This is a genomic window from Enterobacter sp. UPMP2052, from assembly GCF_053709675.1.
In genome coordinates this window covers 230,598-244,299 of the sequence record NZ_JBSKJR010000001.1, presented here as the reverse complement: position 1 = coordinate 244,299, position 13,702 = coordinate 230,598, and the positions used below count along the sequence as shown (strand labels likewise).

At 54.2% G+C, this 13,702-nt stretch carries 11 protein-coding genes; 2 read left to right on the top strand and 9 right to left on the bottom strand.

The features are described from left to right. Nucleotides 1-3: 3 nt before the first annotated feature. The 9 genes from nuoI to lrhA all read right to left on the bottom strand — a co-directional run bounded on the left by nuoI (nucleotide 4) and on the right by lrhA (nucleotide 10,796). A complete protein-coding gene (gene nuoI / locus ACWKX3_RS01150) occupies nucleotides 4-546 on the bottom strand; it encodes an NADH-quinone oxidoreductase subunit NuoI (RefSeq protein WP_003861491.1) in 543 nt (180 codons plus the stop codon). 13 nt (nucleotides 547-559) lie between these two features. Further along, on the bottom strand, nucleotides 560-1,537 hold the full coding sequence (gene nuoH / locus ACWKX3_RS01145; RefSeq protein WP_006176509.1) for an NADH-quinone oxidoreductase subunit NuoH: 978 nt from the start codon (nucleotides 1,535-1,537) through the stop codon (nucleotides 560-562). Next, a complete protein-coding gene (nuoG, locus tag ACWKX3_RS01140; protein ID WP_137272295.1) occupies nucleotides 1,534-4,257 on the bottom strand; it encodes an NADH-quinone oxidoreductase subunit NuoG in 2,724 nt (907 codons plus the stop codon). Before nuoG ends, nuoH begins: the two co-directional genes overlap by 4 nt. A 106-nt stretch (nucleotides 4,258-4,363) precedes the next feature. Further along, nucleotides 4,364-5,701 (bottom strand): NADH-quinone oxidoreductase subunit NuoF, encoded by a 1,338-nt coding sequence (gene nuoF, locus ACWKX3_RS01135; RefSeq protein ID WP_454541136.1) that lies wholly within the window; start codon nucleotides 5,699-5,701, stop codon nucleotides 4,364-4,366. Next, a complete protein-coding gene (nuoE, locus tag ACWKX3_RS01130) occupies nucleotides 5,701-6,201 on the bottom strand; it encodes an NADH-quinone oxidoreductase subunit NuoE (protein ID WP_006176513.1) in 501 nt (166 codons plus the stop codon). The genes nuoF and nuoE overlap by 1 nt, the downstream gene beginning before the upstream one ends. 2 nt (nucleotides 6,202-6,203) lie before the next feature. Beyond that, entirely contained in the window at nucleotides 6,204-8,006 is a 1,803-nt protein-coding gene (gene nuoC, locus ACWKX3_RS01125) for an NADH-quinone oxidoreductase subunit C/D (protein ID WP_006176514.1), read from the bottom strand. A gap of 89 nt (nucleotides 8,007-8,095) precedes the next feature. Beyond that, nucleotides 8,096-8,770, bottom strand: a complete 675-nt coding sequence (gene nuoB / locus ACWKX3_RS01120) for an NADH-quinone oxidoreductase subunit NuoB (RefSeq protein WP_006176515.1) — start codon at nucleotides 8,768-8,770, stop codon at nucleotides 8,096-8,098. 15 nt (nucleotides 8,771-8,785) lie between these two features. Beyond that, nucleotides 8,786-9,226, bottom strand: a complete 441-nt coding sequence (gene nuoA / locus ACWKX3_RS01115) for an NADH-quinone oxidoreductase subunit NuoA (protein WP_006176516.1) — start codon at nucleotides 9,224-9,226, stop codon at nucleotides 8,786-8,788. Between the two features lie 631 nt (nucleotides 9,227-9,857). After that, the gene (lrhA, locus tag ACWKX3_RS01110; protein WP_042320321.1) at nucleotides 9,858-10,796 is read right to left on the bottom strand and encodes a transcriptional regulator LrhA; all 939 of its coding nucleotides are present in this window, start codon (nucleotides 10,794-10,796) and stop codon (nucleotides 9,858-9,860) included. Between the two features lie 946 nt (nucleotides 10,797-11,742). Between lrhA and alaA the strand changes: the two genes are divergently transcribed. Both alaA and yfbR read left to right on the top strand, forming a co-directional pair. Then, a complete protein-coding gene (gene alaA / locus ACWKX3_RS01105; protein WP_006176518.1) occupies nucleotides 11,743-12,957 on the top strand; it encodes an alanine transaminase AlaA in 1,215 nt (404 codons plus the stop codon). A gap of 117 nt (nucleotides 12,958-13,074) precedes the next feature. Next, nucleotides 13,075-13,674, top strand: a complete 600-nt coding sequence (gene yfbR, locus ACWKX3_RS01100; RefSeq protein ID WP_058609873.1) for a 5'-deoxynucleotidase — start codon at nucleotides 13,075-13,077, stop codon at nucleotides 13,672-13,674. Nucleotides 13,675-13,702: the final 28 nt, after the last annotated feature.

Sequence of the window (13,702 nt, the reverse complement as noted above, 5' to 3'; positions counted from 1 at the left end):
TCCTTACGGTAACAGGCTCTTGACGTCGATAGGCTTAGCTTCGTTCTCTGCTTCGCCCTTATCTTTGCCGTCGATTGCCATACCCGCCATCCGGTAGAAGTTATATTCCGGGTATTTGCCCGGACCGGAAATCAGCAGATCCTCTTTCTCGTACACCAGATCCTGACGCTTGTACTCACCCAGTTCGAAATCTGGAGTCAGCTGAATCGCCGTGGTTGGGCACGCTTCTTCACACAGACCGCAGAAGATGCAGCGTGAGAAGTTAATGCGGAAAAACTCAGGGTACCAGCGGCCGTCTACCGTCTCTGCTTTCTGCAGAGAGATACAGCCTACCGGACAGGCTACCGCACACAGGTTACAGGCAACGCAGCGCTCCGAACCGTCCGGATCGCGCGTCAGCACGATACGGCCACGGTAGCGCGGCGGCAGATATACCGGCTCTTCCGGGTACATCCGGGTTTCGCGTTTGGCAAACGCGTGCAGGCCGATCATCCAGATACTGCGTACCTGGGTGCCGAAGCCTACCAGTAATTCTTTTAAGGTCATGGTCTATAGCCCCTTATGGCTGCTGCCAGAGAATGACAGCCGCCGTTACCAACAAGTTGACGAGCGTCAGCGGCAGGCACACTTTCCAGCCGAAGGACATTACCTGGTCATAACGCGGACGCGGTAAGGACGCACGAATCAAAATGAACATCATCATGAAGAACGCGGTTTTCAGCGCGAACCAGATGAACGGCGGTAAGAACGGGCCATGCCAGCCACCAAAGAACAGCGTTACCATCAACGCGGAAATGGTGACGATACCGATGTACTCGCCCACGAAGAACAGACCGAACTTCATGCCGGAATATTCAATGTGGTAACCGTCGGCCAGTTCCTGTTCGGCTTCTGGCTGGTCAAACGGGTGACGGTGACACACCGCCACGCCCGCGATAGCAAAGGTAACAAAACCAAAGAACTGCGGGATTACGTTCCAGATGTCGGCCTGGTTGTTGACGATGTCGGTCATGTTGAATGAACCGGCCTGCGCCACCACGCCCATCAGGGAGAGACCCAGGAACACTTCGTAGCTCAGCGTCTGCGCGGAAGCACGCATCGCACCCAGCAGCGAGTATTTGTTGTTACTGGACCAGCCGGCGAACAGCACCGCGTAGACCGCGAGGCCTGCCATCATCAGGAAGAACAGGATGCCGATGTTCAGGTCAGCCACAACCCAGGTCGGGCTGACGGGAACGATAGCAAATGCCAGCAGCAGCGAGGTAAAGGCGATCATCGGTGCCAGAGTGAAGATCACGCGATCCGAGAAGCGCGGGATCCAGTCCTCTTTGAAGAACATCTTGATCATGTCCGCGACCAGCTGGAGTGAACCACCCCAGCCCACGCGGTTCGGTCCGTAACGGTTCTGGAACAGACCGAGCAGACGACGTTCACCAAAGCTCATGAACGCACCGCAGGTGACCACCACCAGCAGAATCACAACCGCTTTCAGAATGCTCAGCAGGATGTCGATAAGATCCGGCGTTAACCAACTCATGCTTTTGCCTCCTGCAGGTTATCAAGTCGCGCACCCGCCAGTACCGGCGCGATGCCAGGCATTCCCATCGGCAGACCCACCTGCCCCGCGGACAGACCTTCAGAGATGATCAGCGGCAGGCTGATCGTCTGGCCGTCGTAGCTAAAGGCGATGTTCGCACCCGCGTTAACGCCAAGCTTCGCGGCATCGGCCGGGTTGAGCTTGATGTACGGTTGCGGCATACGGGTCTGGAAGACCGGAGAGCGCTGGGACATTTCGTCGCTACCAAACAGATGGTAGTACGGCGCAATACGCCAGTTGCCTTCCTGAGCCTGGAAACGTTCCGGAACGGTAGTGAAGAAGTCCAGACCGGTTTCGGAGGCTTCAATCAGACGCACGCCCGGGTCGCCGTGGCGCAGAGAACCGCCCACTTCAGCCTGGAACTTGTTCCATGCCTGCGGGGAGTTCCAGCCCGGTGCCCATGCAAACGGAACCTGAGAGCGTGGCGCAGACGGCTGGTTGTTCCCTTCCATGGAGAAGGCGAACATCGTGTCTTTATCCTGCGGCTGACGAGGTTCATGCACGCTGATATTGGCACGCATCGCGGTACGACCGCTGTAGCGGTGCGGCTCACGCGCCAGTTTCTGGCCGCGAATGCGGAAGCTTGCGTCAGGAGCTGCATCTTTGATGCCCGCCAGCTGTGGCAGTTTTTCCACTACCGCGTCGATAACGTGGTCGAGTTGCGTCCAGTCCACTTCACGGCTCTGCACGGTGCTGTGCAGGGAGTGCAGCCAGCGCCAGCTTTCCAGCATCAGCGTATTGCTGTCATAGTACGCCGGGTCATAAACCTGGAAGAAGCGCTGTGCACGGCCTTCGTTGTTGATGACCGTGCCGTCGCTTTCGGCGAAGCTTGCCGCAGAGAGCACCAGGTGCGCTTTGTCCATAATGGCGGTGCGCTGATGGTCAATGACCATCACCAGCGGCGCTTTAGAGAGCGCTGCGTCAACGCGAGCGGCTGAGGCGTGGCGATGCAGGTCGTTTTCCAGCACCACAACGGCGTCAGCAGAACCGGATTCCAGTTCACTTAACGCTTCTTCCAGCGAGCCGCCGCCAATCATACCCAGACCGATGCTGTTCACCGCACGGGCAATCATGGTGATACCCACGTCCGCGCCGCGGCCTTTCAGGGCTTTAGCAACGTTCGCTGCCGCCTGAACGATCTCGGCGCTACCGGCGTTGGTACCGGAAATAATCAGCGGTTTTTTCGCGCCAGCCAGGGCCTGAACAATCACGTCAACCTTGTTTTGCAGGTCGCGATCCAGTTCAACCGCCGGCGAGCTGTTATCCAGCGCGTGAGCAATCGCGAAGCCAAGACGCGCCTGATCTTCCACCGGTGCGCAGTAGGTCCACGCGGCGATGTCGTCCAGACGGGTGTTGTCGACGTTGGTCACAAACAGCGGATGCTTCGCGCGCTGACCGATGTTCAGGATTGCCGCAATCTGCCAGTCAGCCACTTTCTGGGCCGCTGCCATTTCACGCGCTTTACCTTTCACCGCCTGACGAACCGCCAGAGCTGCACGCGCGCCGGTCTGGGTCAGATCTTCACCGAGCACAAGCACCGCATCATAAGATTCGATTTCGCGCAGCGCAGGAGTATGAATACCGCCTTCGCGCAGCACTTTCAGCACCAGCTGCAGACGTTCCTGCTCACCCTGGGCGATACCGGTGTAGAAGTTTTCTGCCCCAACCAGCTCGCGCAGCGCAAAGTTGCTCTCGATGCTGGCACGCGGGGAGCCGATACCGATCACTTTCTTCGACTGACGCAGAATATCCGCAGCGCCCTGCATCGCCTGCTCGGCGTTCAGGGTGATCAGGTCATCGCCACGGCGCTGAACCGGCTGACGCGGACGGTCTTTCAGGTTTACATAGCCATAGCCGAAACGACCGCGGTCGCAAAGGAAGTAGTGGTTAACGGTACCGTTGTAACGGTTTTCGATACGACGCAGTTCGCCATAACGTTCACCCGGGCTGGTGTTACAACCCAGGGAGCACTGCTGGCAGATGCTTGGCGCAAACTGCATGTCCCATTTACGGTTGTAGCGCTCGGAGTGCGTTTTGTCGGTGAATACGCCGGTCGGGCAGATTTCTACCAGGTTGCCGGAGAATTCGCTTTCCAGAACGCCATCTTCCGGACGACCGAAGTAGACGTTGTCATGCGCGCCATACACGCCCAGATCCTGACCATCTGCATAGTCTTTGTAGTAACGCACGCAGCGGTAGCAGGCGATGCAGCGGTTCATTTCGTGAGAGATGAACGGCCCCAGATCCTGGTTACGGTGGGTACGCTTGGTAAAGCGATAGCGACGGAAGCTGTGACCGGTCATTACGGTCATATCCTGAAGGTGGCAGTTACCGCCCTCTTCACAAACCGGACAGTCGTGCGGGTGGTTGGTCATCAACCACTCCACCACGCTTTCGCGGAACTGTTTGGCTTCTTCGTCATCAATCGAAATAAAGGTGCCTTCGGTGGCTGGCGTCATACAGGACATCACCAGGCGACCACGCGTGTCTTCCGCGTTCTGATATTGCTTCACCGCACACTGGCGGCAAGCACCGACGCTGCCCAGCGCCGGATGCCAGCAAAAGTACGGAATATCGAGGCCAAGAGACAGACAAGCTTCTAGCAGGTTGTCCGCCCCGTTGACTTCGTATTCTTTGCCGTCTACATGAATCGTAGCCATTAGCATGCTTCCAGTTGGCTCGAATTGCTTCGAGCGTTAATCAAAATTCTTTTATCGCCCTCACCCTCCCCCTCTCCCTGAGGAAGAGGGCCGGAATGAGGGGGAATTACCAGCGTGCTTTTAGCAGGTTCGGCTGAATCCCATTGATGGCATGGGTATTACTGAACGGCTGCTTGATGCCTGCTTCGAATTCTTCGCGGAAATATTTAATCGCGCTTTGCAGTGGCTCGACCGCACCCGGTGCGTGGGCGCAGAAGGTTTTGCCTGGGCCCAGGAATCGACACAGTTGCTCAAGTGTCTCGATATCGCCAGGCTGGCCTTCGCCACGCTCGAGGGCGCGAAGGATCTTCACGCTCCACGGCAGACCATCACGGCACGGTGTACACCAGCCGCAGGACTCACGGGCAAAGAACTCTTCCAGGTTACGCACCAGCGGAACCATGCCGATTTCGTGATCGACGGCCATTGCCAGCGCCGTACCCAGACGGCTGCCTGCTTTACCAATGCTTTCGAATTCCATCGGCAGATCAAGGTGGGCCTCGGTCAGGAAGTCTGTTCCTGCCCCGCCCGGCTGCCAGGCTTTGAACTTCAGGCCATCACGCATGCCGCCCGCGTAGTCTTCAAGAATTTCACGCGCGGTGGTACCGAACGGCAGTTCCCAGACGCCAGGATTCTTCACGCGCCCGGAGAAGCCCATCAGCTTGGTGCCGGCATCTTTGCTTGAAGAGATGCCCTGATACCACTCCACGCCGTTGGCAAGGATCGCCGGGACGTTACACAGGGTTTCGACGTTGTTAACGCAGGTCGGTTTACCCCACACGCCGGAGCTGGCCGGGAACGGTGGCTTGGAACGTGGGTTCGCACGGCGGCCTTCCAGGGAGTTAATCAGCGCGGTTTCTTCACCGCAGATATAACGCCCTGCGCCGGTGTGCACAAACAGTTCGAAGTTAAAACCGGTGCCCAGAATGTTTTTACCGAGCAGACCGGCTTCGGTCGCTTCGGCAATCGCGCGACGCAGATTTTCTGCCGCTTCGATATATTCGCCGCGCAGGAAGATGTAACCACGGTAGGCTTTCAGCGCAAACGCGGAGATCAGCATGCCTTCCACCAGCAGGTGCGGCAGCTGCTCCATCAGCAGGCGGTCTTTATAGGTGCCCGGCTCCATTTCATCGGCGTTACACAGCAGGTAACGGATGTTCATGGATTCGTCTTTTGGCATCAGGCTCCACTTCAGACCGGTGGAGAAGCCCGCGCCGCCGCGCCCTTTCAGGCCGGCGTCTTTAACCGCATTGACGATCTCATCCGGTGCCATACCGCCGAGCGCCTTGCGCGCGCCAGCATAGCCGTTCTTCGCCTGATACTCTTCCAGCCACACCGGCTGCTTGTCGTCGCGAAGACGCCAGGTCAGCGGATGGGTTTCGGGAGTCAGAATAATATTTTTCATTATTTATACTGCTCCAGCAGGTCAGGAATCGCTTCCGGCGTCAGATGGCTGTGAGTGTCCTCATCAATCATCATGGTCGGCCCCTTGTCGCAGTTACCCAGGCAGCAGGTTGGCAGCAGGGTAAAACGCCCGTCGAACGTGGTCTGGCCTGGCTTGATATTGAGTTTCTTCTCAATGGCGGCCTGAATACCCTGATAACCCGTGATGTGGCAAACCACGCTGTCGCAGTAGCGGATCACGTGACGGCCTACCGGCTGACGGAAGATCTGGCTGTAGAACGTCGCGACGCCTTCGACATCACTGGCCGGGATACCCAGCACTTTTGCGATCTCGTAGATCGCGCCATCCGGCACCCAGCCACGCTGTTTCTGTACGATTTTCAGCGCTTCAATGGACGCCGCACGCGGGTCTTCGTAGTGGTGCATCTCGTGCTCAATGGCGGCACGCTCTGCTTCACTCAGCTCAAAAGCCTCGGTTTGTGGTTGTTGATTCTCGTGCATAATTAGCGGTCCACATCTGACATAACAAAATCGATACTACCCAGATACACAATCAGGTCGGAGACCAGACTGCCGCGAATGGCTGCCGGGATCTGCTGCAGGTGCGCAAAGCTTGGCGTACGCACGCGGGTACGGTAGCTCATGGTGCTGCCGTCACTGGTCAGGTAGTAACTGTTAATACCCTTGGTCGCTTCAACCATCTGGAAGGATTCTTGCGCCGGCATGACCGGACCCCAGGAAACCTGCAGGAAGTGGGTGATCAGGGTTTCGATATGTTGCAGCGTGCGCTCTTTCGGTGGCGGCGTGGTCAGCGGGTGATCCGCCTTGAACGGGCCTTCCGGCATGTTATCGAGGCACTGCTGGAGAATGCGCAGGCTCTGGCGCAGCTCTTCCACTTTCAGCATGACGCGGGTGTAGCAGTCGGAAACCCCGCCGCCAACCGGTACTTCAAAGTCGAAGTTCTCATAGCCAGAGTATGGACGGGCTTTACGCACGTCGAAATCAATACCTGCTGCACGCAGACCTGCACCCGTGGTACCCCACTCCAGCGCTTCTTTCGCGCCGTAAGCGGCGACACCCTGTGAACGGCCCTTGAGGATGGAGTTGCGCAGCGCGGCTTTCTCGTAAGAATCCAGACGCTTCGGCATCCACTCCAGGAACTCGCGCAGCAGACGGTCCCAGCCGCGCGGCAGATCGTGCGCCACGCCGCCGATGCGGAACCAGGCCGGGTGCATACGGAAACCGGTAATCGCTTCCACCAGATCGTAGATTTTCTGACGATCGGTAAAGGCGAAGAAGACCGGGGTCATTGCGCCGACGTCCTGAATGAACGTGGAGATGTACAGCAGGTGGCTGTTAATACGGAACAGTTCTGACAGCATGACGCGGATCACGTTAACGCGGTCCGGCGTGGTGATGCCTGCCAGTTTCTCAACGGCCAGCACGTATGGCATTTCGTTCACGCAGCCGCCGAGGTACTCGATACGGTCGGTGTACGGAATGTAGCTGTGCCAGGACTGACGCTCGCCCATCTTCTCAGCACCACGGTGGTGATAGCCGATATCGGGGACGCAGTCGACAATCTCTTCGCCATCAAGCTGAAGAATAATACGGAATGCACCGTGCGCAGACGGGTGGTTTGGACCGAGGTTGAGGAACATGAAGTCCTCGTTGTCGGTACCGCGCTTCATACCCCAGTCTTCCGGCTTGAAGGTCAGCGCTTCCATCTCCAGATCCTGCTTGGCTTTGGTCAGCTCAAACGGGTCGAATTCAGTTGCGCGCGCCGGGTAGTCTTTACGCAGCGGGTGGCCGGTCCAGGTCTGCGGCATCATGATGCGCGTCAGGTGCGGGTGGCCGTCAAAGGTCATGCCGAACATTTCCCAGGTCTCACGCTCGTACCAGTTAGCGTTCGGGAAAAGTTTGGTGATCGTCGGCAGATGCATGTCGTTTTCAGACAATGCCACCTTGAGCATGATATCCGTGTTGCGGTCTATTGAGATCAGGTGGTAGAAAACGGAAAAATCCGCAGCAGGGAGACCCTGGCGGTGCGTACGCAGACGTTCATCCATGCCGTGTAAGTCAAACAGCATGACGTATGGTTTTGGCAATTTCTTAAGGAAATCGACCACTTCCAGTAATTGTTCACGCTTCACCCAAACGACGGGTACGCCGGTGCGGGTGGCCTGAACAGTAAAGGCATCCGGCCCAAAACGGTTGCGCAGTTCGCCAATGACGGGGTCATCAAGATGATCCCTTGTCTGCCAGGCGGCTTCTTGCGCGGTTAAGTCGGTCATATTGTTCACCATTGCAAATGGTCCGTGGTGACTGTTAAGTCTGGCTTCGCGCTATTTGAGTAGTGATATGCGAAGGTTTTCTCCAGGCTCACAGGCGCAAATTAAATTTCGTCAGGCGTACGCAGGTTGGTTACTGCAATACGTTCACCGCGTTTACGCTCGCGCTCAGACGGCATATTGGCGCGGTACACGCCCTGATCGCCAACCACCCACGAGAGCGGGCGACGTTCTTTACCGATAGACTCCTGCAGCAGCATCAGCGCCTGCATGTAAGCTTCCGGACGCGGCGGGCAGCCCGGGATGTACACATCCACAGGAATGAACTTATCAACGCCCTGCACAACAGAATAAATGTCGTACATACCGCCAGAGTTTGCACATGCGCCCATGGAGATAACCCATTTTGGCTCAAGCATCTGGTCATACAGACGTTGAATAACCGGCGCCATTTTGGTGAAGCAGGTGCCCGCCACCACCATCAGGTCAGCCTGACGTGGAGAAGCACGGAGTACCTCTGCCCCAAAACGCGCAACGTCATGCACCGCAGTGAATGACGTCACCATTTCAACGTAGCAGCAAGAAAGGCCAAAGTTATAAGGCCAAATGGAGTTCTTACGACCCCAGTTGACCATATCGTGCATGGCATGTTCGAGCTTGCCCATGTACACGCTTTTATTGACTTCTTGCTCCAGGGGGTCTGTTACGATCTCCTGTTTCTGCAGGGGGTAACGGTCATTCTCACCGTTAGGATCTATGCGGGTGAGCGTATAATCCATCTTGTTGCCTCGCTGTTACTGCTGACGATTAGAGATACTGTTTTCCGGGTTGATGTGTTCACGACGTGAACGCGCAGGCGTCCAGTCAAGCGCGCCAATACGCACCAGATAAACCAGACCGGCCAGTAGCACTAAAATGAAAATTGCGGCCTCGACAAAGCCCACCCAACCACTTTCGCGTATGGACGTTGACCATGCGAAAAGGTAAAGCGCTTCCACGTCGAAGATGACGAAGAACATGGCTACCAGATAGAACTTGGCAGACAGGCGTAAGCGAGCGGTGCCGACTGAATCAATACCTGATTCAAAAGGCGTGTTTTTGTGCCTTGCGCGGGCGCGACCGCCCAGGAACCAGCCGCCGACTAACATCAGGCAGCACAGGCCAATGGCTACAATAAGAAAGATTGCGAATGCCCAGTGATGAGCGATGACTTCTGTGGATGTTGACATACTCATTGCTTACTCATCAAAAGTGATACCTGTGAGACTGCTCTTGCTGGCAGATGGGTATCACATCGATTCATGGGGAGGAACAAAATAACCTTACACTAACTGTCAGAAATGAGACATAGACAGCAAAATGATGGGGTTTTTTACTCCTTTCTATAACCTTTTGTCAACTTTAACAAAGGTTTCTTCACAGTAAATTACATCGAGCGATTCTCATTAACATTTCATGCCCTTTAACCCTGGTGGGTACATGACTATACGTCAAATGCATGCTGTTGAATCGTGTCCGTTTTGGAAGTAAAAAAAATAACCCTCCTATTTTGACAGGATTTGCCAACGATTCCTCCCCCCAAAGAGGAGTATTTTCTTGATCTGAGACACGCTTTTGTTAATTCAATCAAAAAAACAGCAACATATTTCCTGTTTTTTTAACATGGAGGGGAGATGAAGCAGGAGAGAACTGAAATCGTTCGAAGATCAGCCAAAAACATTTATCGTAATGATAATTAATGGTTATTTCTTAATCCCATTCTATGAAAGTGGGTATAACTGACGAAAAAAAACCACTCAACGCGAAAACCGCGCGAGTGGTCTTTTTTTACACTTACATTTTGTTACGAGAATTTTGAGTGGTTGATCACTCAAAATCCCCCTCAGCGATCAGGGAGTTATCCCCCCCTTCTGGAGTAACATGCTCGAACTGCCACGGATTGTGGTAGTTTTCCATCGCGTCAAACACCACTTTCGCCAGCTCGTTGTTGCTGGAAGCGTTATGGCACAGCATGTACTCCGTATCTGGCAATACAGGCAGGCCATCACTTCTCCCCAATACTCGCAGATCCGGGCTCATCATCTCCACCGGTCGGGCCGTCACACCCAGCCCGGCTTTCACGGCGGCGCGAACGGCGGGCAACGTTGAAGCAACGTAGGCCAGACGCCACGGAATATTGGCTTCATTAAGCGCAGAAAGCACCATATCGCGGAACGGGCTTGGATCATCCAGTAACACCAGAGGAATGGCCTCGCCTTTTTGCAGCACATATTCCGCCGCACAATACCAGTGCGTGGGCGATGTGCGAAGCGTCAGGCAATCAAACGCCCCTGGACGATGGGTGGTGACGACCAGGTCCACTTCGTTCTCTTTCAACATCTCAACCATAAACGCATTGCGTTTTACGCTGACATCTAACGCAAGCTTCGGATAAACCGAACTAATTCGGTTGAGAAGAAACGGTAATATGGTGTCCGCTGACTCATCAGATGCACCTAACGTTAGTACCCCCTGAAGGTTGCTAAACATTAACGACATACATGCTTCATCATTAAAGCGAAGTATTTTTCTGGCATAACCCAGTAGCTGTATACCGTGTTCGGTTAAGAGCTTATTGCGCCCGTGACGCGCAAAGAGTTCTTTACCCACCAGCTGCTCCAGCCTCTGCATCTGTTGGCTTACGGCAGACTGGGTTCGGCAAACTGCGGCAGCAGCTGCTGCAAAAGTGTTGAGATCGGCGACCGCAACAAACGTTCTCAGCAGATCGAGGTCGAGATTCATGATCGGACGATTTGCATTTATCATATCTATTCACTTTCAGGTTGCTCGTGCGGAGCTGCCCGGGTTGAAGCTGTGTGTAAAAGTTAAGCAATTCCCTCTGAAGGTTTCCCTCGCATCCCGGCCCGGCAGTCTGCCTGACAGACAGTTATTGTGCTGCGTTAAACCAACAGTCAGAAACAAGGTTTCATGACGTTATTTTTATTCTCTAAAACGTTCAGGTTATTTAGATGTTTGCAGATGTAGGTAAATCCCTTTAAAGGGAAAACATATTTCTGCCATCTTTATCGCAGCGCTGTCAACGTGACAGGATGTGATCCTCACAATCCAGCCAGAGATAACTTTAACAATAACAATCGATTAATTTAGAACAGCGGGTTCAGATGGACATAACAAGCTTATCTGTCATCTGCTTTCCCGTAAGACATCTTAACTCAAATCCACTATATTTATAAGTCTTATTGTAAAGCTGGAGATTAAACTGCGTTGAAAAACCGCTACTGTAATTTTATTAAAATTAATGAAGTTGCATTTTCGTCGATAATAATAAATAAATTTTAATTTAGAATAAGGCCATACATTAATAACACTTAACATTTAATTCACACGAGTAACTTTTAGCCCATCAGGCATATTAGTACAACCCTTATGTTAACATTCAGGTTTTACGAAAGGTCACCTGGAGCAACGGCCCCCGCCTGTTCACGCCTGTGGGAAAATCACCTCATTTTTAACAGAATAAAATTCAATTAATTTACCTTTAACCAGCACATTAATCCCTTTAATGCATTAAAAACGAGATGATAACCACCGTAAAACAATCCATGGCAGCAATATAAATTTAAAGCAAAATTCACCTCTGCACAAAATCTTCTGCTGTATACCCTTCAAAACGCAGCGAGGGGGGAGTACATTGTTCCGTGCTGACTTCCACGGCAGGGAGTGGCAATAATAGCGAAAAGGTTAAAGGTTCATGTCCCCTATCGAAAAATCCAGCAAGCTAGATAACGTCTGTTATGACATTCGAGGCCCGGTACTTAAAGAGGCGAAACGCCTTGAAGAGGAAGGTAATAAGGTTCTCAAACTCAACATTGGCAACCCTGCGCCGTTTGGTTTTGAAGCGCCGGATGAGATCCTGGTTGATGTGATCCGCAACCTGCCTACGGCACAAGGTTACTGCGATTCAAAAGGACTCTACTCTGCACGTAAAGCCATCATGCAGCATTATCAGGCGCGCGGCATGCGTGATGTGACCGTTGAAGACATCTATATTGGTAACGGCGTTTCTGAGCTGATCGTCCAGGCGATGCAGGCGCTGCTGAACAGCGGAGACGAAATGCTGGTACCGGCACCGGATTACCCGCTGTGGACGGCGGCTGTCTCTCTGTCCAGCGGCAAAGCGGTGCATTACCTGTGCGATGAGTCGTCTGACTGGTTCCCGGACCTCGACGATATCCGCGCCAAAATCACGCCGCGCACCCGCGGTATCGTGATCATCAACCCGAATAACCCGACGGGTGCCGTCTATTCCAGAGAGCTGCTGATGGAGATCGTTGAGATCGCCCGCCAGCACAACCTGATTATTTTTGCCGACGAAATCTACGACAAAATTCTTTACGACGCCGCACAGCATCACTCTATCGCCGCGCTGGCGCCGGATTTGCTCACCGTCACCTTTAACGGTCTGTCAAAAACCTACCGCGTGGCCGGTTTCCGTCAGGGCTGGATGGTGCTTAACGGGCCGAAGAAACACGCGAAAGGCTATATCGAAGGGCTGGAGATGCTGGCGTCAATGCGCCTGTGCGCCAACGTTCCGGCGCAGCATGCGATCCAGACGGCGCTGGGTGGCTACCAGAGCATCAGTGAATTCATTGCCCCCGGTGGCCGTCTGTACGAACAGCGTAACCGCGCCTGGGAGCTGATTAACGATATTCCCGGCGTCTCCTGCGTGAAGCCTAACGGCGCGCTCTATATGTTCCCGAAAATTGACGCTAAGCGCTTTAATATTCACGACGACCAGAAAATGGTGCTCGATTTCCTGTTACAGGAGAAGGTGCTGCTGGTGCAGGGTACCGCGTTTAACTGGCCGTGGCCGGATCACGTCCGTATCGTGACGCTGCCGCGCGAAGACGATCTTGAAATGGCGATCAGCCGCTTCGGGCGATTCCTCTCCGGCTATCATCAGTAATGTAGTCTGTCTGCCGGTTGGCGCGATGCTGACCCGGCAGACACAATCCGCAAATTTGCATCTTGCCTCCCCTCCCCCCACAATGAAGCCTGTCGCAGTGAAGACAAAAGGTAACCTATGAGTCAGAGTCATTTCTTTGCCCACCTCTCCCGCCTGAAACTCATCAACCGCTGGCCGCTGATGCGCAACGTGCGCACCGAGAATGTGTCCGAGCACAGCCTGCAGGTGGCGATGGTCGCTCATGCGCTGGCGGCCATTAAGAATCGTAAGTTCAACGGACGCGTGAATGCGGAACGTATCGCCCTGCTGGCGATGTATCACGACGCGTCAGAAGTCCTGACCGGGGATCTGCCTACGCCTGTGAAATATTTCAACTCGCAGATTGCCCAGGAATATAAAGCCATTGAGAAGATCGCCCAGCAAAAACTGATCGAGATGGTGCCGGAAGAGCTGCGCGATATTTTTGAGCCGCTGATCGACGAACACCAGTACACCGAAGAAGAGACGTCGCTGGTGAAGCAGGCTGATGCGCTGTGCGCTTATCTGAAATGTCTGGAAGAGCTGTCGGCTGGCAATAATGAGTTTTTACTGGCGAAAACGCGTCTGGAAAAAACCCTGGAATCCCGCCGCAGCGAAGAAATGGATTACTTTATGCAAGTGTTCGTGCCGAGCTTCCATCTCTCCCTGGATGAAATCAGTCAGGATTCCCCCCTCTGACTTTTCGCCTGTTTTTTGCCGGGTAGCG

Coding starts and splice junctions, on each gene's coding strand:
- nuoI (WP_003861491.1), bottom strand. CDS start 546: ATGACCTTAAAAGAATTACTGGTAGGCTTCGGCACCCAGGTACGCAGT.
- nuoH (WP_006176509.1), bottom strand. CDS start 1,537: ATGAGTTGGTTAACGCCGGATCTTATCGACATCCTGCTGAGCATTCTG.
- nuoG (WP_137272295.1), bottom strand. CDS start 4,257: ATGGCTACGATTCATGTAGACGGCAAAGAATACGAAGTCAACGGGGCG.
- nuoF (WP_454541136.1), bottom strand. CDS start 5,701: ATGAAAAATATTATTCTGACTCCCGAAACCCATCCGCTGACCTGGCGT.
- nuoE (WP_006176513.1), bottom strand. CDS start 6,201: ATGCACGAGAATCAACAACCACAAACCGAGGCTTTTGAGCTGAGTGAA.
- nuoC (WP_006176514.1), bottom strand. CDS start 8,006: ATGGTGAACAATATGACCGACTTAACCGCGCAAGAAGCCGCCTGGCAG.
- nuoB (WP_006176515.1), bottom strand. CDS start 8,770: ATGGATTATACGCTCACCCGCATAGATCCTAACGGTGAGAATGACCGT.
- nuoA (WP_006176516.1), bottom strand. CDS start 9,226: ATGAGTATGTCAACATCCACAGAAGTCATCGCTCATCACTGGGCATTC.
- lrhA (WP_042320321.1), bottom strand. CDS start 10,796: ATGATAAATGCAAATCGTCCGATCATGAATCTCGACCTCGATCTGCTG.
- alaA (WP_006176518.1), top strand. CDS start 11,743: ATGTCCCCTATCGAAAAATCCAGCAAGCTAGATAACGTCTGTTATGAC.
- yfbR (WP_058609873.1), top strand. CDS start 13,075: ATGAGTCAGAGTCATTTCTTTGCCCACCTCTCCCGCCTGAAACTCATC.